The sequence below is a fragment of the Halomonas sp. LBP4 genome (assembly GCF_003202205.1).
Classification (GTDB): Bacteria; Pseudomonadota; Gammaproteobacteria; order Pseudomonadales; family Halomonadaceae; genus Halomonas; species Halomonas flagellata.
Genome location: NZ_PDOG01000010.1, coordinates 78,244 through 101,775 on the forward strand (window position 1 = coordinate 78,244; position 23,532 = coordinate 101,775).

Sequence of the window (23,532 nt, forward strand, 5' to 3'; positions counted from 1 at the left end):
GTCGGCATGGTGAAGTGATTGGTCTCCTCGCGGATGCCGCTGTGCCATGGACTCGGGTGCCTTCAGCTGGCGGTGGCCGTGGCAGTGCTCGCCGCGGGAACGAGCGATCAGGTTGCGCCTGGCTTGGGGCTGGGGCACGGGGACGGCTCCTGGCTCGAACCGGCAGGGAAGGAGCGAACTGTGGAGCCTGGGGTAACTATTGCGGAGCCTCGGTCAAGGGGATAGGGGGGCGCCGCCGTAGACTGATCCTATCGCCCAACCAATCGGAGACGGTCATGTATCTCGATGCCGATCAAGTGATCCAGGCCCTGCCCTGGCCTGCCCTCGTGGAGGCCCTGGATGACGTCTTCACCCAAACGGTGCACTCACCGGTGCGCCATCACCATCATATCCAGGTGCCCGGCGACCCGGAGGCGACCCTGCTGCTGATGCCGGCCTGGATCGAGGGCAAGTACCTGGGCGTCAAGCAGGTCAACGTCTTCCCCGGCAATAGTGCCCGTGGCCTGCCCGGCCTCACCGGCCACTACCTGCTGAGCTGCGCGCGTACCGGCCACCACCTGGCCCAGTTCGAGGCCAATGAGCTGACTGCCCGTCGCACGGCGGCCGCTTCCGCTCTGGCGGCTCGCTACCTGGCCCGCGAGGACGCCAGCGAGCTGCTGATGGTCGGCGCCGGGCGCATGGCCCGCCGCCTGATTCCGGCGCACCGGGCGATTCGGCCGATCCAGCGGGTGCGCATCTGGGATATCCGCGAGGCCTCGGCCCGTGCCCTGGCGGAAGAGTTCCGGGCCGAGGGGATCGATGCCGAGGCGGTACCGGAGAACGGCTTGGCCGAGGCCACCGGCCGGGCCGACATCATCAGCTGCGCCACCCTGAGTCGCGATCCGCTGATCCGGGGCGAGTGGCTATCACCCGGCACGCACCTGGACCTGGTCGGCAGCTTCACGCCCTTCATGCGCGAGGCCGACGACGAGGTGATGCGTCGTGGCGCGGTCTTCGTCGATACCCGCGACGGCGCCCTGAGCGAGACCGGCGACCTGATCGATCCGCTGAAGGCGGGTGTCATCCAGGAATCCGACATCCTGGCCGACTTCCCCGACCTGTGCGGCAAGCGCCATGCCGGCCGCAGCGCGCTCGAGGATCCCCAGCAGGCCATCACGGTGTTCAAGTCGGTGGGCGCCTCGGTGGAAGACCTGGCGGCGGCCATCCTGGCCTACGAGCGCTGCTCCACGCCGTCCTGAGCCAAGGGCGGGCCGCCCTCAGTCCCTCGGCTCCTGAGACAACGACAACAGGGTGGGGCAATACCGCGCCCGGGAGTGTTACGCAAGATGAAAGACGACGCAGTCCCCGACATCCCCGTACCGAGCCTGCCGCTGGTCTTGATCCCCATCGTGCTGACCATCGCGCTGCTCGGCTGGTTCTCCCGGCGGGCCGAACCCGAGGCACCGGCTGGCGTGGCCATGGCGGAGGACCAGGCATGAGCCAGGCCGCCTTCCCTTGCCGGATTGCGGTGGTCGGCGCCGGCGTGGTGGGCATGACCACCGCGCTGGCCCTGCAGCGCCAGGGGCATACGGTCAGCGTACTGGATCCCCAGGGGCCGGGGGAAGGCGCCTCCTACGGCAACGCCGGCTTCCTGGCCACCGAGTTGATCGACCCCTTGTCGACGCCGGCCACCCTGCGCAAGGCGCCACGGTTGTGGCGAGACCCCCACGGGGCCCTGGCCCTGCCCCTTCGCTACCTGCCACGGCTGGCGCCCTGGCTGATGCGTTTTATCGCCGCCGCCCGTCCCGCCCGGGTCGCCAAGGGGCGCCAGGCACTGGCGGCCCTGAACGGGGCGGCGGTGGCCGCCTGGCAGCGCTGCCTGGCCGATATCGGGGCCGAGGAGGAGTTGGTGGCCTCGGGGTATCTCCTGGTTTGGGAGTCTGACCGAGGCCGGGCGGCGGCCAAGGCGCAGATGGCACACCTGCGCCATTGGGGGTATGAGGTGGAATGGCTCGAGGCGGCGGCGCTACGCAAGCGCGAGCCGGGACTGACGGGCGAGCTGAGCCACGGGCTCTACTTCCCCGGCGCCCACCAGGTGCGCGACCCCTATGCCCTGGTGCGGCGCCTGGCCGCAGCGTTCGAGGCCCGCGGCGGGGTTATCCGCCAGACGAAGGTGGAGCGCCTCGAGCCGCGTGGCGAAGGCGTACGCCTTCACACCGATGCGGGGGAGTGGGAGGCGGACCAGGCGGTGGTCGCCGCGGGGGCCTGGAGCCATCGGCTGGCCGCCGGGCTCGGCCTGTCGATCCCGCTGGAGACCGAGCGCGGCTATCACCTCACGCTGCCCCAGCGGGGGGAAGCGATGCGCCAGCCGGTGGGCTCGGCGGAACGCCGCTTCGTGATGACGCCGATGCGTTGCGGCCTGCGGGTGGTCGGCTTCACCGAGCTCGGTGGCCTGGCGCTGCCCCCGGTCAAGCGCCGCTACACCTCCCTGCGCCATCATGCCGAGGCGCTGCTGCGCGACCCCACCGGCCTCGATGACGGTGCCGAGGAGTGGATGGGCTTCCGGCCGACGCTGCCCGACTCCCTGCCGGTGATCGATACCCACCCGGACTACCCGGCGGTGCACTTCGCCTTCGGCCACCAGCACCTCGGCCTCACCCAGGCGGCGATCACGGCAGAACTCGTCGGCGCCCTGGTGATGGGGGAGCCCCCCGCCCTGGACCTCGAGCCTTATCGTGTGACGCGCTTTCAGCGGTGAAGGAGGGCACACCAAGCCGGCCGGTTCCGTAGTGGCTCGGCGTGACAAGACCGCCGCGAAAACGGTTGGATGTCGAGACCTCTTCCGGCCTCCGGGCCCATCACGCCGATGGCATCCGGCCAGGTAAGGTGTCCGCGTTGCATCTATCTGGATGCATTGCGCTTCTTCGCTCCTCACTCGGTGAATAGCCCATCCTGCGCCGATAGGCTCGTGAAAAGCTCGACACCCCGGAAAAGCCCAGGTCGAAGGCGATTTCACTTACCCGGCGCGGCGTCTCGCGTAACCAGAAACGCGCCCAGCGTAAACGCCGGTTCATGACATACTGCTGCGGAGTGACGCCGAAATCGCGCAGGCAGAGCAGGTGGAGTTGGCTCTGGCTGAGATGGCAGGCATCGGCCAGCAGCTGGTTATCGGGAGGCGTCGTCAGGCGCTCGTCGATCAAGCTATCGAGAAGTGTCGCGGAGAGTCGCCCTTGGCCTCGGGTCTCCGTATGACCCAACGCCAGTAGCTCACTGAGCTGGCTGACGAACAGGATGGCCAGTTGGTGGTTGAGGAGGGCGGACTGCGCCGTGGACTTGTCCGCCTTCAACTGGCGTGTGGCCAGCTCCACCATGGGGATCAAGGTGGGCGGCAGGCTGAGGGTCTTGGGCGTCGCGAACAGGGACTCGCGCAGTTGCAGGGCGCAGCTCTGCTCCAGTGACGCCAGGCAGGGGTCATCGGTGTCGAGATCGATGACCAGGATCTCGCAGCTGTCGTCGCCTCCCCGGAAAAGATGGTGCTCGCTGGGCGGCAGGATCGCCGCCCGGCCCAGTTCGAGGTGCTCTCCGCCGGGGCTGAATTCAATGTCCAGGACGCCACGCCACCCCAGCAGCAGTTGCGGATAGGAATGGCAATGCTCTCCCGAGTGGCGTGCAATGCGGTTGCAGCGAGCCAGGGTCTGGGACATGGGCCTTCCTCGGGCAGCAAGAGTGCGGAGTCTCGAGCAACGGCTCAGGAGTCTGGATCAAGAGTCCGGTCGATGCTCTGCCTAGACTGGCATGACAACATCGTTGAAACGAGGTTGACATGAAGCTCGAGTCCGAGCAAGCGACCGAGGCGCTACCTTGGGAGGCCCTGGCTGACGTCTCCGGACGCGAAGCCAAGGTCGGGATCACCCTGTTCAAGGGCGTGGGCATCGCCACCGAGGATCTCGGTGTCGCCATCCCGGCGCTGGAGACGGTGGGCGCAACCTGAGCCGGGACACCTAAGCTACATAATGACCTTTCGACAAGAACGACAAATCCGAGTTGGCGCATCGACGCTGTGTTCCAGGTGACAAGGGGAGATCGACCATGAGCGAAGTAACAATGCGCCACCATGGCACTGTGAGCGAACCGCGGGCGCGCATCCGTGCCCACTATGCAGCCGACGAGGCCGAGGTGCTGCGTGGGCTCGTCGAACGCATCACGCTGTCGGAGGACGACCGCCGCCGGGTAGCCGAGGTCGGCGCCCACTATGTGGAGCGCGTGCGCCAGGAAACCTCGCCCTCGATGATGGAGGCGTTCCTGGCCGAATACGGGCTCTCGACCGAGGAGGGCGTCGGCCTGATGTGCCTGGCCGAGGCGCTGCTGCGCGTGCCCGATGCGGAGACCATCGACGATCTGATCCATGACAAGATCGAGCCGTCCGACTGGGGCGCGCACCTGGGCAAGTCCTCGTCGTCGATGGTCAACGCCTCGACCTGGGCGCTGATGCTGACCGGCAAGGTGCTGGAAGAGGATCCCAAGGGCCCGGTGCGGGCGCTGCGCGGCCTGGTGCGCCGCATGGGCGAGCCGGTGGTACGCACCGCCGTCGGTCAATCGATGAAGGTCCTCGGCCGCCAGTTCGTGCTCGGCCAGACCATCGAGGAGGGCATGAAGAATGCCCGCGAGCTCGAGAAGCAGGGCTACACCTACTCCTACGACATGCTGGGCGAGGCGGCGCGCACCGACGCCGACGCACGGCGCTATCACCAGGCCTATGCCACGGCGATCGCCGCCATCGCCAAGCAGGCCAAGGGCGACGTGCGCGGAAGTCCCGGGATCTCGGTGAAGCTCTCGGCGCTGCACCCGCGCTACGAATTCACCCACCGCGACACGGTAATGACGACCCTCGTGCCACGCGCCCTGGAACTGGCGAAGCAGGCGGCCAAGGCCAATATCGGTTTCAACATCGACGCCGAGGAACAGGACCGCCTGGACCTGTCGCTCGACGTGATCGAGGCGCTGCTCTCCGACCCCGGTCTCGCCGGCTGGGACGGCTTCGGGGTGGTGGTGCAGGCCTACGGGCGCCGCGCCGCGCCGGTGATCGAGGCGCTCTACGAGCTGGCCGAGCGGCTCGACCGCCGGATCATGGTGCGGCTGGTGAAGGGCGCCTACTGGGACACCGAGATCAAGTTGTCGCAGGAGATGGGGGTCGAGACCTTCCCGGTCTTCACCCGCAAGGTCAACACCGATGTGAGCTACATGGCCTGCGCGCAGCTGCTGCTCGACCGGCGCGACCGCATCTATCCGCAGTTCGCCACCCACAACGCCCATACCTGCGCCGCCGTCGTCGCCATGGCGGGCGACGACAAGGACAGCTACGAGTTCCAGCGCCTGCACGGCATGGGCGAATCGCTGCACCATATCGTCAAGCAGGCGGAGGGCACGCATTGCCGGATCTATGCCCCGGTCGGTGCGCACCGTGACCTGCTGGCCTACCTGGTACGCCGCCTGCTGGAGAACGGGGCGAACTCTTCGTTCGTGAACCAGGTGGTGGACGACTCGATTCCCCCCAGCGAGGTCTCGAAGGATCCGGTGGCCGGGATGCAGCGCCTCGGCGACGCCATCGCCAGCCCGTTGATCCGCCAGCCCGGCGAGCTCTTCGCCCCCGAGCGCAAGAACTCCCGCGGCTACCGGATCAACGAACCCGCCTCGATCCTGCCGCTGCTGGCGGCGCGCGAGGAATTCGCCGACACGACCTGGACCGCCGGGCCCATGCTGGCGGGAAGCCCGGCACCGCAGGGACCGGCCCGCGATGCCCTGTCCCCCACCGACGGCTCGCGCCTGGTCGGCAGGGTGCATGAGGCGACGCCGGCCGAGGTCGCGGCCGCGCTCGACGCCGCCGAGGACGGCTACCGCGACTGGTCGGCGCGGCCGGTGGCCGAGCGGGCCGAGGTGCTGCGCCGGATCGCCGACCTCTACGAGCAGCACATCGCCGAGCTGACCGCGATCGCCACCCGCGAGGCCGGCAAGATGATTCTCGATGGCATCGCCGAGGTGCGCGAGGCGGTGGATTTCCTGCGCTACTACGCCAACGAGGGCGAGCGGCTGGAGGCGGAAGCGCCCGGCGGCGCCCGCGGCATCTTCGTCTGCATCAGCCCGTGGAACTTTCCGCTGGCCATCTTCACCGGCCAGATCGCCGCGGCATTGGCGGCCGGCAACGCGGTGCTCGCCAAGCCCGCCGAGCAGACACCGCTGATCGCCGCCCGGGCCGTCGAGCTGATGCGCGAGGCCGGGCTGCCGGAGGCGGCGCTGCAGTTGCTGCCCGGCGACGGGCCGACGGTGGGCGGGCCGCTGACCCGCGACCCGCGGATCGCCGGCGTCTGCTTCACCGGCTCGATCGAGGTGGCGCAGATCATCCACCAGGCCCTGGCGCAGAATGCCGGGCCGGATGCGGTGCTGATCGCCGAGACCGGCGGGCTGAACGCCATGATCGTGGACTCCACGGCGCTGACCGAGCAGGCGGTGCGCGATATCCTGATCTCGTCCTTCCAGTCGGCCGGCCAGCGCTGCTCGGCGCTGCGCATGCTGTATGTCCAGGAAGAGGCGCGCGAGCGGCTGCTGACGATGCTCGACGGCGCCATGGACGCGCTCACCATCGGCGACCCCTGGAACACCGACACCGACGTCTCGCCGGTGATCGACGCCGACGCCCAGGCCGACATCGCCGCCTACGTGGCGGCGCAGCAGAAGGCCGGCAAGGTGCTGAAGACGCTGCCCGCGCCGGACGTCGGCACCTTCGTCACCCCGGCCGTAGTCGAGGTCGGGGGCATCGAGGATCTCGAGCGCGAGATCTTCGGCCCGGTCCTGCACGTGGCGACCTTCAAGGCGCGGGACATCGACAAGGTGGTCGACGCGATCAATGCCAAGGGGTATGGGCTGACCTTCGGCCTGCATACCCGGATCGACGACCGCGTGCAGCAGATCGTCGAACGCCTCCATGTCGGCAATATCTACGTCAACCGCAACCAGATCGGCGCCATCGTCGGCTCCCAGCCCTTCGGGGGCGAGGGCCTGTCGGGGACCGGGCCCAAGGCCGGCGGCCCGCTCTACGTCAACCGCTTTCGCCGCACCGCCACCGCCGAGCGCCACGAGGCGCCCCAGGACGCCGCCGTGGCGCTCGGGGATCTCCAGTCGGCCCTCGACGGCCTGGACCCGCGCAACTGGGCGGCGCGCCCCGACCGGGTCGAGGTGCTGCGCAAGGCGCTCTCCGGTAAACGCGGCGTGATCCGCAAGGCGCTCGCCGAGACCGCGGCCCTGGACATGACGCCGCAGACGCTGCCGGGGCCGACGGGGGAAAGCAACCGGCTGTCGTTCTATCCCAAGGGCCCGGTCCTCTGCCTCGGGCCGACGCTCGACATCGCCATCGCCCAGGCGGTACAGGCGCTCGGCGCGGGCTGTGCGGCGGTGCTCGCAGCACCGGGTGCGGTACCGGCCGTGCGGCCGCTGGTCGATGCCGGGGCGCCCGTCGCCGCGCGCGACGGCCGCGTCGCGGCCGAGACGCTGAGCGCGGTCCAGGGCATCGCGGCGGTGGCCGCGGCCGGCGCCAGCGACTGGACCCACGAGCTGCGCCTCGCGCTCGCCGCGCGCGACGGCCCCATCGTGTCGCTCGAGACCCAGACCATCGCGCCGGAGCGCTACGTGGTGGAACGCCACCTGTGCATCGACACCACCGCCGCGGGCGGCAATGCCAGCCTGCTGGCGACGGCCGAATAGGCTCACCGGTTCTGTCGAGGTGATCCCGCCCCCAGCGGCAAGGGGGCGGAACACAGCGTCAAGAGGCTCGGGGCCATCAAGCGGGATGGAACGTTTCTAATAAAAACGCCGGGGCCTTGAGCCCCGGCGTTCGCGGTCACACCAATATCCGATCGATGATCAGTGCGTCGGCATGGTGAAGTGGTTGGTCTCCTCACGGATACCGCTGGGCCAGCGCTGGGTGATGGTCTTCATGCGGGTGTTGAAGCGCACGCCGTCGGGGCCGTGCATGTGCAGCGGACCGAACAGCGAGCGCTTCCAGCCGCCGAAGCTGTGGAAGGCCATGGGCACCGGGATCGGCACGTTGACGCCAACCATGCCCACCTGGATCTGCTCGCAGTACTGGCGGGCGGCGTCGCCATCGCGGGTGAAGATGGCGGTGCCGTTGCCGAACTCGTGGTCGTTGACCATCGCCACGGCGTCGTCGAAGCTCTCCGCTCGAGCGATGGCCAGTACCGGGCCGAAGATCTCCTCGCTGTGGATGCGCATGCCCGGCTTGACGTGATCGAACAGCGAGCCGCCGAGGAAGAAGCCGTCGCCGGCGCCCTCGATCACCGCCTCGCGGCCGTCGACCACCAGCTCGGCGCCCTCGTCCACCCCGACCTGGATATAACCCTTGACCTTCTCCAGGTGCTCACGAGTGACCAGCGGGCCCATGTCGTGGTCCGGGCCGTCGACGATGCCCGGGCCGACGCTCAGCTTCTGGAGCTGCTCGACGAGCTTCTCGCGCAGTCGGCTCGCGGTCTCCTCGCCCACCGGCACGGCCACGGAAATCGCCATGCAGCGCTCGCCGGCGGAGCCGTAGGCGGCCCCCATCAGCGCACCGACGGCCTGGTCCAGGTCGGCGTCGGGCATGATCACCATATGGTTCTTGGCGCCGCCCAGGGCCTGGACGCGCTTGCCATGGGCAGAGCCGGTGGCGTAGATGTACTCGGCGATGGGGGTGGAGCCGACGAAGCTCACCGCCTGGACGCGCTCGTCGGTGAGCAGCACGTCGACGGCCTCCTTGTCGCCGTTGACCACATTGAACACGCCATCGGGCAGGCCGGCCTCCTTGAGCAGCTCGGCCAGGCGGATGGAGGTGGAGGGATCCTTCTCGGAGGGCTTCATCACGAAGGTGTTGCCGCAGGCCAGGGCGATGGGGAACATCCACATCGGCACCATCGCCGGGAAGTTGAACGGCGAGATGCCGGCACACACGCCCAGCGGCTGCATCATGGAGTAGCTGTCCACCCCGGTGCCCACATTCATGGAGTGCTCGCCCTTCTGCAGGTGCGGGATGCCGCAGGCGAACTCGACGACCTCCAGGCCGCGGGTCACCTCGCCCTTGGCGTCGGAGAACACCTTGCCGTGCTCGCTGGAGATCAGCCGCGCCAGCTCGTCGGCGTGCGTTTCCACCAGCTCCTTGAACTTGAACAGGATCCGCGAACGCTTGAGCGGCGTGACCTTGGCCCAGCCGGCGAAGGCCTCATGGGCGACGCGCACCGCCTCGCGGGTCTCGTCGGCGGAGGCCAAGGCCACCTGGGCGCTCTGTTCGCCGGTGGCGGGGTTGTAGACGGGGGCGGTGCGGCCGCTCTGGCCCGGGACGACGCACCCGTCGAGGAAATGTTGAATGCTGTTCATGGGTCTCTCCATATATCAAAAGCGTGGTATTTCAGTCGGCGATGCGGAAGCCGGCCTGCTCGGCGAGGGAGCGCAGATTGCGATAGCCCATCCGCGCATAGGTCAGCGGGTGTGCTACCTCGGGGTCCTGCTCGGCCTCCACCACTAGCCAGCCTCGGTAGCCGGCCTCACACAGATGGGTCAAGGCCGGCAGGAAGTCTACATCGCCATCGCCGGGTACGGTGAAGAGGCCATCGAGCACCCCATTCAGGAAGCTCTTGTCGCGGTTACGGAGCTCCTCCAGGACCGGGTAGCGCAGGTCCTTGCAATGCACATGCTTGATCCGGGCGGCATAGCGCCGAGCCACCGCCAGGGGATCGCCATCGGCACCGCGCAGGTGACCGAAGTCGAGCAACAGGCCGACGGAGTCGCGGGTGCCCTCGAGCATCCGCTCCACGTCTTCCTGGCTCTCCACCACGGTGCCCAGATGGTGGTGGTAGGCGAGATGCACGCCCTGCTCCTTGAGGTAGTCCCCCACCACGTTTAGCCCCTCGGTGAAGCGACGCCAATCGGCATCACTGAGGTGAGGGCGCCGGGAAAGCGGGACGGCCTGGTTGCCGTGGACGCAGCGACTCACCTCGCAGAACACCATGACTTTGGCACCACACTGCTTGAGCAGCTCGAGGTGGTCCTGGAGCGCCTCGATCTCCTCCTCCGGGCTGCGCTCAAGTAGGCGAGCGGAGTACCAGCCGGAGACCAGCGCCAGGTCGTAGCGACCCAGCACGTCCGAGAGCGCATCCGGTGTGCGCGGGAACTTGTTGCCGAGTTCGAAGCCGGAAAACCCCGCCTCACGGCCCTCTTCCAGGCAGACCTCCAGCGGAGTGTCGGCTCCCAGGCTCGGCAGGTCGTCGTTGGTCCAGGTCAGGGGATTGATCCCCAGGCGTACAGTAGACATGAGAAACTCCTGATCAAGTGAGCCTGTTGGCCCACTTCTGGCTGTTCTAATTTCAGTGATGCTGGCGACGCTTGGCCTCGCGGTAACCGCGGTAAGCCTCGTTGACCTGCTCACGCTGAGAGACCTCGGGCACCGCGACATCCCACCAGGCGCCGCCTTCGGCGGTGCTGGGCAGCGGGTCGGTGTCCAGGGCGATGACATAGGTGGTCGAGGCCTGGCGGGCTCTTACCAGCGCCTGCTCCAGCGCTTGGATGCCGCACACGCTCTCCGCCTGACAGCCCATGCTTCGAGCGTGAGCCGCGAAATCCATCTTCGGGGCGCCTCCCGCTACTGTGCGGCAGTCCTCGAGAAGGTTGTTGAAACCAGCCCCGCCGGTGGCCTGCTGCAGGCGGTTGATGCAGCCGTAGCCGCGGTTGTCGAGCACCACCACGACCAGCTTGTGACCCAGCATCACCGAGGTGGCGAGCTCCGAGTTGTGCATCAGATAGGAGCCGTCGCCCACCATCACGAACACCTCACGCTCGGGATGGGCCATCTTGACCCCCAGGCCGCCAGCGATCTCGTAGCCCATGCACGAGAAGCCGTACTCCACGTGGTAGCTGCCCGGACCGGAGGCCTGCCACAGCTTGTGCAGCTCACCCGGAAGCCCGCCGGCGGCGCAGACCACGGTGCCGTCCTCCCCGGCCTGGCGATTGACCGCACCAATCACCTGGGCGTCAGTGGGCAGCTCGCGCCCCTCATCGGCGGTGACGCGAGCCACCACCTCGACCCATTCGCGCTTGAGGCTGCCGACCTGCTCCCGCCAGGCGTCGGCGGCACGCCACTCGGACAGGCCGGTGTCGAGTGCCGCGAGGCCAACGAGGGCGTCACCGATCAGCGGCAGGGCATGATGTTTCTGACTGTCGAAGCGCCCCACGTTGAGCGCCACCAGGGTGAGATCGTCATGCTCGAAGAGCGTCCGGGAGCCGGAGGTGAAATCCTGCAGGCGGGTTCCCACCGCAAGAATCACATCTGCCTGCTCGGCCAGGCGATTGGCGGCGGCGCTGCCGGTGACGCCGATGGCGCCTACCGCGCAAGGATGGGCGTCGGACAGGCATCCCTTGCCGGCCTGAGTTTCGGCTACCGGCACGCCATGAACCTGGGCGAACTCGCCAAGACGCTCACAGGCGCCGGCATAGTGCACACCGCCGCCGGCAATGATGAGCGGACGCTCGGCGCGGGCCAAAGCGGCAATGGCCTCATCCAGTTCCCGCGAGTCCGGTTGGGGGCGGCGGATGCGGTGCACCCTCGGCGTGAAGAAGGCCTCAGGATAGTCGTAAGCGAAGGTCTGGACGTCCTGGGGTAGCGCCAGGGTCGCGGGGCCGCAGTGCTCAGGGTCGAGCAGGGTGGCAATGGCCTGGGGCAGGCTGGTCAGCAGCTGCTCCGGGCGGGTGATGCGATCGAAGAAGCGCGACACCGGACGGAAGCAGTCATTGACCGTGATGGTCGGGTCGCCAAAGTTCTCCAGCTGCTGCAGCACCGGGTCGGGCTCCCGGGTGGCGAAGGTATCGCCAGGCAGCAGCAGGATCGGTAAGCGGTTGGCGTGGGCCAGAGCCGCGGCGGTGACCATGTTGGCAGCTCCCGGGCCGATGGAGCTGGTGGCCGCCATCATCCGACGCCGGCCGTTGGCCTTGGCGAAAGCGATGGAGGCGTGGGCCATGGTCTGCTCGTTGTGAGCGCGCAGGGTCGGCAACTCGTCCTGGGCATGGTAGAGCGCCTCGCCGAGGCCGGCCACGTTGCCGTGACCGAAGATGGCGAACACCCCCTCGAACAGCGGGAGCTCACGCCCCTCATGTTCAATGCGCTGGGCCGTCAAATACTTGATCAAAGCCTGGGCCATGGTAAGACGAATGGTGCGCATATCAGGCTTCCTCCGGCTGGTGGGCGGTGCGGCGCAGGCACCGCCACTCCTGAATCAGTTCGGCATAGTTTTCGGCAACGCGGCTCACTAAGGTGGCATCGTCGATGCGCCCCCCCAGCCATTCGCGGCTTGCCGCGGCGAAGAGGGTACGGCCCACGGTGAAGCCCTTGCAGCGCGCCTGTCGGGCAGCGGGAGCGAAGCCGCGTTTCATGTCCTCCATGGGCGCGTCGAGGCCCAGCAGCACCACGCCGCGACAGTGGCGATCCTGGGCGCCGATGATCCGTCCCACCGCCTGCCAGGCGGCATCGGACATGGCCGGCAGCTTCCACCAGTCAGGGCGAATGCCAAGGTTGTAGAGACGCTGCAAACTGCGCGGCAACGTGGTGTCGTCCTGGGGCATGTTGACCGGCGGAATCACTTCCACCAGCAGCTCGAGGTGGTTGTCGCAAGCCGAGCGATAGAGCTGGCGAAGACGCGCCTCCTGCTCCAGGCGCAGCTCCAGGGCATCGTCCGGATGGTAGAACACCAGGCATTTGATGATGTGCTCGGCCGGCCAGTGGCGCAGCTCGCTGCCCAGGTCGTCACCGTGCTGGAAGCGCAGCGGGCGTGAGCTCGGCAGCTCCACCGGGCGGCCGATCCACCAGCCGCGACCGCTGGCGTCGTTGAGGGCATCCTGGCCGAGCACGTCGTCCACCAGGATCGCCGGCTTCGCCAGTCCACAGCGGCGGGCACCCTCCTCGGCGGCCCGAACCAGCAAGCGCTTGAGCATCGGCAGCCGAGCGGGATCCGCATGCTCTTCCCGGGCCATATCGGTGAGCTGTCGGCGATGATCGAAGGCCAGCCCGCACACCTCAGGCCACTCGGCCGGCACCCGGGTGGTAACACGATGCAGATGGTTGAGACGCTCGTCCTTGTCGGGTCGGGGCACCTCGTCACGGCGCGACAGGTAGTCGAACAGCTCCTCCTCGGTGGGCATGGCCGGCGCGCAGCCGTGGCGGGAGACCACCAGCGCCCCGCAGGCATTGGCGTAGGTGGCGCTGGTTTGCCACTCTTCACCACGCAACCAGCCTCTCAAGAGACCACTCATAAAGGCGTCGCCGGCGCCCAGCACGTTGAGCACCTCGACCTTGACCCCCCGGACCAGGATGCCATCCTCGATCCGCTCGGGGAGCTCGCCCTCGAAGACCACGCAGCCCAGTGCGCCGAGCTTGCACACCAGGGTGGCATCGCTGACCCGGCGTACCGCGCGCAGCGCTTCCAGGGTATCGGTGCTACCGCCGGCGATATGAAACTCCTCCTCGGTGCCAACGATCAGGTCGAAGTCGCCGAGCCAGGACTGCAGGTCGGTGGTAACCGTCTCATCGGCGATGAAGCGGGTCTCACCGTCGCCTGGGCTGGTCAGCCCCCAGAGCACCGGCCGGTAGTCGATGTCCAACACTCGCTTGACGCCATGCGACGCCGCCGCATCCAGCGCCTTGCGACAGGCTTGCCGAGTCGTCTCAGTGGAGAGATGGGTGCCGGTGATGGCAAGGGCCCGGGCGCGGCCGATGAAGGTCGGATCGATGGCATCCGCGTCAATGGCCATGTCGGCACAGTCCCGCCGGTAAAAAAGCAGCGGAAAGGTGTCGCGATCCTTGAGCGCCAGCAGTACCAGGCCGGTGTGGCGCTCCGGATCTGTCTGCAGGGCCATGGTGTCGACGCCGACGCGCTCGAGTTCCTCACGCACGAAGTGACCCATCTGCTCGTCACCCACCCGCGAGAGCATGGCGGACTTGAGCCCTAGCCGAGCGGTGCCATAAGCCATGTTGCCGGAGCTGCCGCCAAGGTACTTGGCGAAGCTGGTCACGTCCTCGAGGCGGCTGCCGACCTGCTGCGCATAGAGGTCGACGGCGACGCGACCGAGGCAGATCAGATCTAAGGGTCTGTTGTCGGTGTTTATCTCTTGCATAGGGTTTCTCCGCGTCGCTTGTCGTATGGCACCCATCGAACCGGTGGCCCGGCGAACGCTACGACGCTGTTCTCTTCGCAGGGGTTAAAGGGTGAAGGCATCTCGAAAGCGGGCCAGGGCCAGCTCGTCGTCGCTGGAGGCCCAGCCCTCCAGGCCAACGGTGCCCCGATAACCGATGTCGTTCAGCGCCCGCGCGATGGCCGGATAATGGATTTCGCCGCTGCCGGGCTCGCAGCGGCCGGGCACATCCGCCACCTGGATCTCGCCGATATAGGGCGCGCAGCGTCGCACCAACTCGACCAGATTCCCCTCGCCGATCTGGGCGTGGTAGAGATCCAACATGATGCGCACTTCCGGGCGATCGACAGCCGTCACCAGTGCCAGGACATCCTCGGCTCTCGCAAAGGGCACACCAGGGTGGTCGACGGCGGTATTGAGATTCTCCAGCACGAAGGTGACCCCATGCTGCTGGCCGAGGTCCGCCAGACGGTTCAGGGTGTCCGCCGCCTGGATCCACATGGGCCCGGTCATCTCGGCCCCCGACTTCACTGGCAGCCCCTGGCCATCCAGGCCAGTGCCATGCAGATTGAGCCGCGGTATACTAAGAATCTTGGCCACGTCGATCGATTCACGTGCCGTTTCGACCAGCCGATCAGCGCCATCCCGATCGGCCAGAGTGCCGTCGATGTAGCCGGTCATGGAGGAAAAGGTCGCACCGGTGTCTACCAAGGCTTGAATGTCGTGCTTCGTCCAATCCCAAATTTCTACCTGGAAGCCCAGGGCATCGATACGCTTGATCCGCTCGGTGACCGGCATATCGCGAAATACCATCTCAGCGCAGACCGCCAGGGTGAAGGGTGAGTGTTCAGCTCGTTGAGTCATTGCTACAGCTCCATGAAAGAGTGTCGTCACCCGCCTACACACACCGAACTCTGTAACCCTCGCCCGGCGGTGTCAGGCGACCAGTTGTGCTCACATTATGTGCCGGAAGAGCTCGAGGCCTCCTGCCGGGGCGCGGCACTTCCACGGCTCGCCTTCTGCTCCGTGTCGCTGCGCTGGAACTCGGCCAGCTCGGCATCGAGGCTCTCCAACTCCGCTCCACCGGCCATCATGTTCAACACCTCCTCACGGGTGATGTCTGCCTTGCGGAAGGTACCCAGGCTGCCGCCGCGCGCCAGCAGGGTGAAGGCATCGGCCACCGGAAAGGCGTGATGAACGTTGTGGGTGATGAAGATCACCGCCAGGCCATCGGCCCGCGCCTTGGCGATATAGCGCAGCACCACCGACGCCTGCTTGACCCCCAGCGCCGAGGTCGGCTCGTCCAGGATCAGCACCTTGGCGCCGAAATAGACCGCCCGGGCGATGGCCACACACTGGCGCTCCCCGCCGGAAAGGGTGCCGACCGGCTGACCGGGGTCACGTACGTCGATGCCGATCTTGGCCATCTCCTGCTTGGCGATTCGGTCGGCGTACTTCCAGTCGATGCGCTTGAAAGGCCCCCAGCCCACGGTGGGTTCGCGCCCCATGAAGAAGTTACGGGTAATGGACATCAGCGGGATCATCGCCAGGTCCTGGAAGACGGTGGCGATACCGGCGTCAAGCGCGTAGGCCGGGGACTTGAAGTGCACTGGCTTGCCATCCAGGTACATCTCGCCATGGGACGGGCTATGGACACCCGACAGGGTCTTGATGAGGGTGGACTTGCCGGCGCCGTTGTCACCCAGCAGGCACATGACCTCGCCGGAACACACTTTCATCGAGATGTCGCTCAGGGCGATGACGCTGCCGAAGTGCTTGCTGACATTGCACATCTCGATCATGGGAGTACGTTCGCTCATCTCACTTGGCCTCCATCGCCTTCTTGCGCATGTAATTGTTGAACAGCACAGCAACCAGCAGCATCACGCCCAGGAAGACTTGGAACCAGTCGGTGTTGACGCCGGTATAGAAGATGCCCATCTGCACCATGCCGAAGATGAGCGCGCCCAATGCCGCGCCGATGGCGGAGCCATAACCCCCCGTGAGCAGGGCACCACCGATGACCACGGCGATGATCGCCTCGAGTTCCTTGAGCATTCCGCGAATAGTGTCGGCAGAGCCGGTGTCCATTACCTGAATGCAGGCAAAGACGGTGGCCGAGAAGGCGGTGAACATGAACAGCGAGATCTTGACCCGATGTACCGGCACGCCGGAGTTGCGCGCGGCATTCTTGTCGCCACCGCTGGCGAAGATCCAGTTGCCGTAGGGGGTACAGAGCAAGACCCAAGTCGCCACGGCGGTGAGACCGAGCCACCAGACGATGGAGACCGGGATGCCGGTAACTATTGGGTTGCCGGCGAAGTTAGTGCCGATCCAGCCCTGGGAGGCCATCCAGGCGAACAGGCCCGTGGCCACCTCGCCGGAGAACAGGGCGGCGAACCAGTCACCGGGGATATGATCATGCACACCACCCACCTGGGTCCGCCCGGTCAGCAAACGGCTGATGCCGATCGCCAGGCCACGCAGGATGAACAGAAAGCCCAGGGTGACGATAAAGGAAGGCAGCCCCGTCTTATTGACTAGGTTGCCGTTGATCCAGCCCACCAGAGCCGCACAGAAAAAGGCCAGAAGGATAGCCGCCCACAGTGGCCAGCCGTATTCCACGGCGGGGATGGCGATGAGGATGCCAGCCAGCCCGATCATCGAGCCGATGGAGAGGTCAAACTCGCCACCGATCATCAGCAACGCGGCAGCGGTGGCGATGATGCCAAGCTGAGCTGCCACTTCGAGAAAATTGAGGATGCCAGCCGGGGTGAACATGCCGGTGCCGCTGGAGACGACAATGAAGAAGGCGAGGACCAGAACGGTACCGGCCAGAGCGCCAAGCTCGGGACGGCTCAGTGCCTTCTTCCAGAATGAAATCTTCTGAAGGCGCTCATCCTGTGGTTCCGCCACCGCAGCGGTAGACTGATTGGGTTCATTGGACTTCATGACGATCGACTCCCTGGGCCCGGATTCGCCGGGCCCGTCGGTTTGGTAGATATCAACGAATGCCCTGACTGCTCAGCTCGATGACCTGGGCGGCATTGTCAGAGGTCACGAAACCCGGGCCAGTGAGGACGTCTCCAGCCGGCAGCAGACCATTCTTGACGTACTGGTCGAGGAACGCGACGGGCAGGTAGCCCTGCAGGTACGGTTGCTGGTCGATAGCGAAGGCGAGATCACCCGCCTCAACAGCCTCAAGGATGCCGGGAGAAAGGTCGAAGGTGCCCAAGGTGAACTTGTCGGTGGCACCATGCTCGCGCATAGCGTCGACCATCGGTTCTGCAGCCAGGGCACCCAGGGTCAGCACCCCACCCACATCCTGATTCTGATTGAGGTAGGCGATGATGGCATTGCGGATCGCCGTTGGGTCGTATGTCGTCGCGATCTGTTCGGCATTGCCATCGAAGCCCTCGATGAAACCGTCGCAGCGCTGATCGAGCGCCTGGTTGCCTTGCTCCTGGTTGACGCAGACGGCTTTCTCTACGCCCATATCCCGCATGCGTTCGGCAGCTTGCCTACCCGCTTCGTATTCACTCTGCCCAACATGCATGCGAGCCCCGTAATCATGCGCCACATCGCCACCGGAGTTGATGGTGATCACCGGAATGCCGTTATCGACAGCATTCTGGATGACGCTGCCCAGCGCATCCTCGTCGGTGAAGGAGACGATCAGGCCATCAGGGGCCGAAGCCACCGCTGCCTCGACGAGCTGACGCATCCTGGCCATATCGAAAGTGGAGGGTGCGCGATACTCAAGCTCAGCGCCTACGAGTTCAGCAGCCGCCTCTGCTCCATTTTTGACCACGGACCAGAAAGGATCTGAGGGAACGCCATGGGTCACCATGACGAAGCGATTTTGTTCTTCCGTCTGCTCTTGTGCCTGTGCCGTGCCGGCCATGAGCGCCGCAGCGGTCGCGGAGGCCATCAGCCAATGGGATAGACGTGCCATGAGTAGAATCCTCGTGATTGTCGTTGTGAATGTACGCATTCGCGCAGTGACGGTTTGGAATATAGATTCCAACGAGGTGTTTGCGCAAATTTTTTATTCTATACTTTGGTATTATTGGAATTATTATTCCACTTCGCCTAAGCTGCCTCTCATCATCCAGCTAAACACCGGCGCCACATCCTGGCGAAGGCAAGGAAGAGAGTCAGATGAGCGAGACACCCCAGGACTACATCCAACTAGAAGCACGCATCACAGACGACTATCCGTCGCTGAGCCGCCGGCTGCAGCAAACGGCGCGCTTCTTGCTGGACCATCCTCAAGAGGTGGCCTTTGCTACAGCGGCCAAGCTGGCCGAGCAGGCTGGCGTCACACCCTCAACCCTGATCCGCTTCGCCAATCACTTCGGCTTCTCGGGCTTCTCGGAGATGCAACAGCTGTTCCGCGCAAGGTTGGTGGACGAATTGCCCAACTACACGGAACGCATCCGAGCCGTGCGCTCGGCCACCGGCGAGACACCCGACAGCACCCAGCTGCTGTGGGAGTTCGCCGAGGCCAATCGCGAGGTGTTGGAACAGCTGCCGGGGCGCATCGACCCGCGCAGCCTGGAGCGGGCCCTGGATATCTTCGAGCATGCCGATGCCATTCATGTCATGGCAGTTCGGCGCACTTTCATGGTGGCGAGCTACATGACCTATGCCTTGCAGCATGTAGACAAGCGTGCCCATCTGGTCAGTGGCATTGGCGGCATGCATGGCGAGCAGATTAGGTCGATCGGTGACCGAGACGCCTTGCTGGTGGTGAGTTATTCCCCCTATGCGCAGGAGTCGCGTGAAGCCGCCGAGGAAGCGGTGAGGCGCGGTATTCCCCTAGTGGTCATCACCGACTCAACCCTCAGCCCGCTTGCCAGGGTCGCTGATGTATCGCTCATCGTGCATGAAGCTGAGGTCAAGAGCTTCCGTGGCCTGACCGCCTCGCTGTGCCTGACCCAGACCCTGGCCATCGCCTTGGGCGTTCGCCAGGACAAGGCTCGTGATCGTCCCCCAACTGACAATGATGCCGGACACGCGTGAGCCATCCAGTACACGACAATTCATTCACACCAAGAGGACACCTTATGAGACTCGCCCTGATCGGCGCTGGACGCATCGGCAAGGTGCACGCCCAGGCTATCGATGCCCATCCCGAAGTGACCCTGGCCGCGGTGGCCGACTACCACGCTGAAGCTGCCGAAGCCTTGGCTAGCACATACGGTAGCCGTGCTCTCAACGCCAATGCCGTCTTCGAGGACGCCAATATCGACGCCGTGCTGATCGCCTCCAGCACGCCCACCCACGCCGACTACCTGGAGCGGGCGGCCCGCGCTGGCAAGGCGGTACTCTGCGAGAAGCCGATCGCCCTGGACCTAGCGCGCACCCGTGAGGCGCTGAAGGTGCTGGAGGCGCATCCGGTGACCTGCGCGCTGGGATTCAACCGCCGCCATGATCCCCAATTCTCTGCCCTCAAGCAGGCCGTGACAGAAGGGCGGGTCGGTAATCTTGAAACGCTGACCATCATCAGCCGCGACCCCAGCCCGCCCCCGGCGGAATACGTCGGCGCCTCCGGCGGCCTGTTCCGCGACATGACAATCCACGATTTCGACATGGCCCGCTGGCTACTCGACGAGCCCATCACCCATGTCCACGCCGAGGGCAGCTGCCTGATCGATCCCGCCATCGGCGAGGCCGGCGACGTGGATACCGCCATGGTGACCCTGACTACCGCCAGCGGCCGGCTTTGCCATATCAGTAATTCACGCCGCGCCTGCTACGGCTATGACCAACGTATCGAAGCCTTCGGCAGCGCGGGCATGCTGCAGGCCCAAAACGAGAGCGAGACCCGCCTGCGTTTCACCGGCGAGCCGGGCCAGGTGGAGGAGAAGCCTAAGTGGTTCTTCCTGGAACGCTACGCCGAGGCCTACAGCCGCGAAATCGGCGACTTTGTTGAGGCATGGCAGACGCAACGCCCCCCGCTGGCCGGCCCCATCGACGGCCTGGAGGCCCTGTGCCTGGCCGAGGCCGCCGAGCGCTCGCTGAAAGAAGGCCGCCGCATCGCCCTCGACGATATTCACTGAACGCCACAGGAGCGATCCATGACCTCATTACTGGTACGCCCCCACGCGCCCGATGCCCAAGGCAAGGTGCTGGAAGTCACCCCCGAATCCGCCGGCTGGGACCATGTGGGCTTTCGCGTGCACAAACTGGCGAAGGGCCAGGGGCTCGAGGCCAACACCGGTGACCGCGAGCACTGTTTGGTGCTGCTGTCGGGTCACGCCACCGTGACCAGCGGCGAGCACCGCTGGGAGGACATCGGCGAGCGCATGGATATCTTCGAGAAGATACCGCCCTATGCCGTCTATCTCCCGGATGGCGTGAGCTTCAGCGTGGAAGCCACCACCGACCTGGAACTGGCCGTGTGCAGCGCCCCGGGCAAGGGCAATCACGCCCCGCGCCTGATCACCCCGGACCAGGTCAAGCGCAGCACTCGGGGAACCGGCACCAATACCCGCCATATCCAGGACATCCTGCCGGAGACCGAACCGGCCGACAGCCTGCTGGTGGTGGAGGTCTACACGCCGGCGGGCAACTGGTCCAGCTACCCGCCGCACAAGCACGACGTGGACAACCTGCCCGAGGAGTCGATCCTCGAGGAGACCTACTACCACCGCCTCAATCCGTCCCAGGGCTTCGCCTTCCAGCGGGTCTACACCGACGACCGCTCCCTGGACGAGACCATGGCGGTGGAGGACGGCTGCTGCGTGATGGTGCCCCGCGGCTACCATCCCGCCGGCACGCCCCACGGCTACGAGCTCTACTACCTGAACGTGATGGCCGGCCCCAAGCGCAAGTGGAAGTTCCAGAACGACCCGGCCCATGAGTGGATCGTCAAGCAGTGAGCGGGCTCTCCCGCCTGCATCGTCAGACTCTCCGTCCTGACGTCTCTTCGCCCCGCCCCGTGCGGGGCTTTTTTGTGCCGGCAGACCGGTCACCCCAGCGCCTTGGCCACCAGTTGCACGCCGACGATGGCCATGGCCAGGATCACCAGGCGATAGAAGAGCGCCTCGCTGACCCGTTGCTGCAGCCACAGGCCGCTACGCACCCCGAACCAGGCCACCGGCACCAGCAGCAGAGAGGCCCAGGCGCTGGTGATATTGATCTCGCCGAGCCACAGGTAGGGCCCGAGTTTCATCAGGTTCACCGCGGCGAAGGCCAGCGCGCTGGTGGCGATGAAGGTCTCCTTGGGCAGCCGCCGGGGGATCAGGTAGAGGTTGAGCGGCGGCGCCCCGGCATGGGCCAGGAAGCTGGTGAAGCCGCAGCCGGTACCGGCCGGCAGCGCCCAGCGCGGCGAGATGGGCCGCCCGGCCGCCGGCCTGAGCAGCATATAGGCGGCGAACAGCAGCGAGAGCACGCCGAGCAGCAGGCGCACCCCGTTCTCGTCGAGAGTGCCGGCCAGCAGGGTGCCGATGACCACGCCGACCGCCAGCCCCGGCACCAGGCGGCGCACCTCGGCACCATCGTGCCGGCCCCACCAGGCCTTGACCGTGAAGGCGTCCATCACCAGCAACAGCGGCAGCAGCAGGCCGGCGGCCTCGATGGGCCCGATGGCCAGCGCCATCAGCGGCACCGAGAGGGTACCGAAGCCCCCGGCGAAACCGCCCTTGGAGACGCCGGTGAGGTAGGTGGAGGCGACGATCAGGGTCCAGGCGAACCAGGAGTAGTCGGGCAGCATCGGGCATCCTTGCGGGGAAACGGGCATGACAGACACGAAAACGCCGGGGCGGTGTGCCGCCCCGGCGTTCGATCATACCAACCTGCGTGGTCAAGTCACCGCATCAGGCGGCGTCGCGCTTGGCGTCACTCGCGGCCTGCATGGACAGGGCGGTATCGAGCATGCGGTTGGAGAAGCCCCACTCGTTGTCGTACCAGGCCATCACCTTGACCAGGCGACCGTTCACCCGGGTGTGGTTGGCATCGAAGGTCGAGGAGTTGGCGTCGTGGTTGAAGTCGATGGAGACCAGCGGCTGGGCGTTGACCGCCAGCACCGGGGAGCCCTCGGCGGCCTTGGCGACGATGGCGTTGATCTCTTCCTTGGTGGTGTCGCGGCTGGCGGTGAACACCAGGTCCACCAGCGAGACGTTGATCACCGGCACCCGCACCGCCAGGCCGTCGAACTTGCCGGCGAGGTCGGGCAGGACCAGCCCCACCGCCGCCGCGGCCCCGGTCTTGGTCGGGATCATCGAGTGAGTGGCGCTGCGCGCCCGGTAGGGGTCGCTGTGGTAGACGTCGGAGAGGTTCTGGTCGTTGGTGTAGGCGTGCACCGTGGTCATCAGGCCGTTCTCGATGCCCACCGCCTCGTTGAGGGCCTGGGCCACCGGGGCCAGGCAGTTGGTGGTGCAGGAAGCATTGGAGACCACCTTGTGCTCGGCGGTCAGCACGTCCTCGTTGACGCCGTAGACCACGGTGGCGTCGGCATCGGGGCTCGGCGCGGAGATCAGCACCCGCTGGGCGCCGGCCTCCAGATGCTTGGCGGCGGCGGCACGCTTGGTGAACAGGCCGGTGCATTCCATCACCAGGTCAACGTCCATTGCCTTCCACGGCAGCTCAGCGGGGTCACGCTGCGACAGGATGGTGATGCGGTCGCCATCCACGCTCAGGCTCTCCTCGTCATGCTCTACCTTGAAGGGAAAGTGGCCGTGCACGGTGTCGTGACGCAGCAGGTGGGCATTGAGGGCGGGATCGCCCAGGTCGTTGATGGCGACCACTTGCACACGATTGCGGTAGCCGTTCTCGTAAAGGGCGCGAAGCACGTTGCGGCCGATGCGGCCGAAGCCGTTGATGGCGATCTTGAGCGTCATGGCGTCTTTCCTCTCGCTCCAGTGGCGTCTGGTGGGTCGTGGCTGAGCCGATTGGCGGAGGCATCCAGGCTTGGCGACCGGCGTCGATCTCGTCCCTGCGTAACGGCCTGCGGCTCATCTGCCCCTTAATGTGGACCAGTCGACAAAAAGACTCAAGTATTTTTTAGTAACTTTACAACATATGGTTCTGCCATGGCCAAGACGCGAATTTTACCGGAATGCCGCACCATCCGGAGATAGTTCGACTAGATGAATCGATTCACCTGCGTGATCAGGCAGAGACATCGCCGCATCATGATGCGTCTTTATGTAGTAAACTTACCAGAAAGGCGCTATCGTACCCCGACAACAACACAGCCCCACCGGAGGAGCCCGACATGTCGAGCACACCGCTGCACGATCCCATCCGCCGCACCAAGATCGTCGCCACCCTGGGCCCGGCCAGCGACCGCGACGGCGTGCTGGAGGCGATGATCGCCGCCGGCGTCGA

The 23,532-nt window shown here is 66.1% G+C and carries 20 protein-coding genes; 9 read left to right on the plus strand and 11 right to left on the minus strand.

Annotation, left to right across the window (positions count from 1 at the left end):
* Positions 1 to 275 precede the first annotated feature (275 nt).
* The 3 genes from CR157_RS20975 to CR157_RS20980 all read left to right on the plus strand — a co-directional run bounded on the left by CR157_RS20975 (position 276) and on the right by CR157_RS20980 (position 2,737).
* Positions 276 to 1,238 carry an ornithine cyclodeaminase family protein gene (locus CR157_RS20975; protein WP_110285466.1) on the plus strand — a complete coding sequence of 321 codons (963 nt, stop codon included), beginning with the start codon at positions 276 to 278 and terminating at the stop codon, positions 1,236 to 1,238.
* An 87-nt stretch (positions 1,239 to 1,325) separates the two neighbouring features.
* Positions 1,326 to 1,478: a hypothetical protein gene (locus tag CR157_RS22720; RefSeq protein WP_181422136.1), complete on the plus strand. Its 153-nt coding sequence runs from the start codon at positions 1,326 to 1,328 to the stop codon at positions 1,476 to 1,478.
* Entirely contained in the window at positions 1,475 to 2,737 is a 1,263-nt protein-coding gene (locus tag CR157_RS20980) for an NAD(P)/FAD-dependent oxidoreductase (RefSeq protein WP_110285467.1), read from the plus strand. Before CR157_RS22720 ends, CR157_RS20980 begins: the two co-directional genes overlap by 4 nt.
* Before the next feature lie 100 nt (positions 2,738 to 2,837).
* On the opposite strand, the gene CR157_RS20985 is transcribed toward CR157_RS20980, so the two are convergent.
* Entirely contained in the window at positions 2,838 to 3,683 is an 846-nt protein-coding gene (locus CR157_RS20985; protein ID WP_110285468.1) for a helix-turn-helix transcriptional regulator, read from the minus strand.
* Between the two features lie 119 nt (positions 3,684 to 3,802).
* Here CR157_RS20985 and CR157_RS22725 point away from each other — a divergent pair, with 119 nt between their 5' ends.
* A complete protein-coding gene (locus CR157_RS22725; protein ID WP_181422137.1) occupies positions 3,803 to 3,970 on the plus strand; it encodes a hypothetical protein in 168 nt (55 codons plus the stop codon).
* A 98-nt stretch (positions 3,971 to 4,068) separates the two neighbouring features.
* The gene (gene putA / locus CR157_RS20990) at positions 4,069 to 7,734 is read left to right on the plus strand and encodes a bifunctional proline dehydrogenase/L-glutamate gamma-semialdehyde dehydrogenase PutA (protein ID WP_110285469.1); all 3,666 of its coding nucleotides are present in this window, start codon (positions 4,069 to 4,071) and stop codon (positions 7,732 to 7,734) included.
* Positions 7,735 to 7,893: 159 nt separating this feature from the next.
* Here the strand turns inward: putA and CR157_RS20995 are convergent, their stop codons facing one another.
* The 8 genes from CR157_RS20995 to CR157_RS21030 form a co-directional block, all read right to left on the minus strand.
* Positions 7,894 to 9,396, minus strand: a complete 1,503-nt coding sequence (locus CR157_RS20995; RefSeq protein WP_110285470.1) for a CoA-acylating methylmalonate-semialdehyde dehydrogenase — start codon at positions 9,394 to 9,396, stop codon at positions 7,894 to 7,896.
* Positions 9,397 to 9,427: 31 nt separating this feature from the next.
* Entirely contained in the window at positions 9,428 to 10,330 is a 903-nt protein-coding gene (gene iolE / locus CR157_RS21000) for a myo-inosose-2 dehydratase (RefSeq protein WP_110285471.1), read from the minus strand.
* A gap of 52 nt (positions 10,331 to 10,382) precedes the next feature.
* Complete coding sequence (gene iolD, locus CR157_RS21005) at positions 10,383 to 12,230, minus strand: 3D-(3,5/4)-trihydroxycyclohexane-1,2-dione acylhydrolase (decyclizing) (protein ID WP_110285472.1); 1,848 nt, start codon at positions 12,228 to 12,230, stop codon at positions 10,383 to 10,385.
* Between the two features lies 1 nt (position 12,231).
* The gene (locus CR157_RS21010; protein ID WP_110285473.1) at positions 12,232 to 14,178 is read right to left on the minus strand and encodes a bifunctional 5-dehydro-2-deoxygluconokinase/5-dehydro-2-deoxyphosphogluconate aldolase; all 1,947 of its coding nucleotides are present in this window, start codon (positions 14,176 to 14,178) and stop codon (positions 12,232 to 12,234) included.
* An 84-nt stretch (positions 14,179 to 14,262) separates the two neighbouring features.
* Positions 14,263 to 14,994, minus strand: coding sequence for a TIM barrel protein (locus CR157_RS21015; protein WP_258364250.1), 732 nt, complete (start codon positions 14,992 to 14,994; stop codon positions 14,263 to 14,265).
* 161 nt (positions 14,995 to 15,155) lie between these two features.
* Positions 15,156 to 16,016: an ATP-binding cassette domain-containing protein gene (locus CR157_RS21020; protein WP_110285475.1), complete on the minus strand. Its 861-nt coding sequence runs from the start codon at positions 16,014 to 16,016 to the stop codon at positions 15,156 to 15,158.
* 1 nt (position 16,017) lies between these two features.
* Positions 16,018 to 17,148, minus strand: coding sequence for an ABC transporter permease (locus CR157_RS21025; RefSeq protein WP_110285476.1), 1,131 nt, complete (start codon positions 17,146 to 17,148; stop codon positions 16,018 to 16,020).
* 52 nt (positions 17,149 to 17,200) lie between these two features.
* On the minus strand, positions 17,201 to 18,151 hold the full coding sequence (locus CR157_RS21030; protein ID WP_110285477.1) for a sugar ABC transporter substrate-binding protein: 951 nt from the start codon (positions 18,149 to 18,151) through the stop codon (positions 17,201 to 17,203).
* Positions 18,152 to 18,357: 206 nt separating this feature from the next.
* Here CR157_RS21030 and CR157_RS21035 point away from each other — a divergent pair, with 206 nt between their 5' ends.
* From CR157_RS21035 to iolB, 3 genes are read left to right on the plus strand one after another with little or no spacing between them, the layout of a single operon-like run.
* Entirely contained in the window at positions 18,358 to 19,221 is an 864-nt protein-coding gene (locus CR157_RS21035; protein ID WP_110285478.1) for a MurR/RpiR family transcriptional regulator, read from the plus strand.
* Positions 19,222 to 19,265: 44 nt separating this feature from the next.
* Positions 19,266 to 20,261 carry an inositol 2-dehydrogenase gene (gene iolG / locus CR157_RS21040; protein WP_110285479.1) on the plus strand — a complete coding sequence of 332 codons (996 nt, stop codon included), beginning with the start codon at positions 19,266 to 19,268 and terminating at the stop codon, positions 20,259 to 20,261.
* An 18-nt stretch (positions 20,262 to 20,279) separates the two neighbouring features.
* Positions 20,280 to 21,083 carry a 5-deoxy-glucuronate isomerase gene (gene iolB, locus CR157_RS21045; protein ID WP_110285480.1) on the plus strand — a complete coding sequence of 268 codons (804 nt, stop codon included), beginning with the start codon at positions 20,280 to 20,282 and terminating at the stop codon, positions 21,081 to 21,083.
* 89 nt (positions 21,084 to 21,172) lie between these two features.
* Here iolB and CR157_RS21050 read toward each other — a convergent pair whose 3' ends face one another.
* Both CR157_RS21050 and gap read right to left on the minus strand, forming a co-directional pair.
* A complete protein-coding gene (locus CR157_RS21050) occupies positions 21,173 to 21,916 on the minus strand; it encodes a sulfite exporter TauE/SafE family protein (RefSeq protein ID WP_110285481.1) in 744 nt (247 codons plus the stop codon).
* A gap of 103 nt (positions 21,917 to 22,019) precedes the next feature.
* Positions 22,020 to 23,042, minus strand: a complete 1,023-nt coding sequence (gene gap / locus CR157_RS21055) for a type I glyceraldehyde-3-phosphate dehydrogenase (protein ID WP_110285482.1) — start codon at positions 23,040 to 23,042, stop codon at positions 22,020 to 22,022.
* 377 nt (positions 23,043 to 23,419) lie between these two features.
* Here gap and CR157_RS23140 point away from each other — a divergent pair.
* A partial coding sequence (locus tag CR157_RS23140; RefSeq protein WP_258364251.1) for a pyruvate kinase occupies positions 23,420 to 23,532 on the plus strand: 113 nt, incomplete at its 3' end.

Bases quoted from the DNA above. Each gene is read 5' to 3' on its own strand.
- CR157_RS20975 (WP_110285466.1), top strand. From the start codon at position 276: ATGTATCTCGATGCCGATCAAGTGATCCAGGCCCTGCCCTGGCCTGCC.
- CR157_RS22720 (WP_181422136.1), top strand. From the start codon at position 1,326: ATGAAAGACGACGCAGTCCCCGACATCCCCGTACCGAGCCTGCCGCTG.
- CR157_RS20980 (WP_110285467.1), top strand. From the start codon at position 1,475: ATGAGCCAGGCCGCCTTCCCTTGCCGGATTGCGGTGGTCGGCGCCGGC.
- CR157_RS20985 (WP_110285468.1), bottom strand. From the start codon at position 3,683: ATGTCCCAGACCCTGGCTCGCTGCAACCGCATTGCACGCCACTCGGGA.
- CR157_RS22725 (WP_181422137.1), top strand. From the start codon at position 3,803: ATGAAGCTCGAGTCCGAGCAAGCGACCGAGGCGCTACCTTGGGAGGCC.
- putA (WP_110285469.1), top strand. From the start codon at position 4,069: ATGAGCGAAGTAACAATGCGCCACCATGGCACTGTGAGCGAACCGCGG.
- CR157_RS20995 (WP_110285470.1), bottom strand. From the start codon at position 9,396: ATGAACAGCATTCAACATTTCCTCGACGGGTGCGTCGTCCCGGGCCAG.
- iolE (WP_110285471.1), bottom strand. From the start codon at position 10,330: ATGTCTACTGTACGCCTGGGGATCAATCCCCTGACCTGGACCAACGAC.
- iolD (WP_110285472.1), bottom strand. From the start codon at position 12,230: ATGCGCACCATTCGTCTTACCATGGCCCAGGCTTTGATCAAGTATTTG.
- CR157_RS21010 (WP_110285473.1), bottom strand. From the start codon at position 14,178: ATGCAAGAGATAAACACCGACAACAGACCCTTAGATCTGATCTGCCTC.
- CR157_RS21015 (WP_258364250.1), bottom strand. From the start codon at position 14,994: ATGCCGGTCACCGAGCGGATCAAGCGTATCGATGCCCTGGGCTTCCAG.
- CR157_RS21020 (WP_110285475.1), bottom strand. From the start codon at position 16,016: ATGAGCGAACGTACTCCCATGATCGAGATGTGCAATGTCAGCAAGCAC.
- CR157_RS21025 (WP_110285476.1), bottom strand. From the start codon at position 17,148: ATGAAGTCCAATGAACCCAATCAGTCTACCGCTGCGGTGGCGGAACCA.
- CR157_RS21030 (WP_110285477.1), bottom strand. From the start codon at position 18,151: ATGGCACGTCTATCCCATTGGCTGATGGCCTCCGCGACCGCTGCGGCG.
- CR157_RS21035 (WP_110285478.1), top strand. From the start codon at position 18,358: ATGAGCGAGACACCCCAGGACTACATCCAACTAGAAGCACGCATCACA.
- iolG (WP_110285479.1), top strand. From the start codon at position 19,266: ATGAGACTCGCCCTGATCGGCGCTGGACGCATCGGCAAGGTGCACGCC.
- iolB (WP_110285480.1), top strand. From the start codon at position 20,280: ATGACCTCATTACTGGTACGCCCCCACGCGCCCGATGCCCAAGGCAAG.
- CR157_RS21050 (WP_110285481.1), bottom strand. From the start codon at position 21,916: ATGCTGCCCGACTACTCCTGGTTCGCCTGGACCCTGATCGTCGCCTCC.
- gap (WP_110285482.1), bottom strand. From the start codon at position 23,042: ATGACGCTCAAGATCGCCATCAACGGCTTCGGCCGCATCGGCCGCAAC.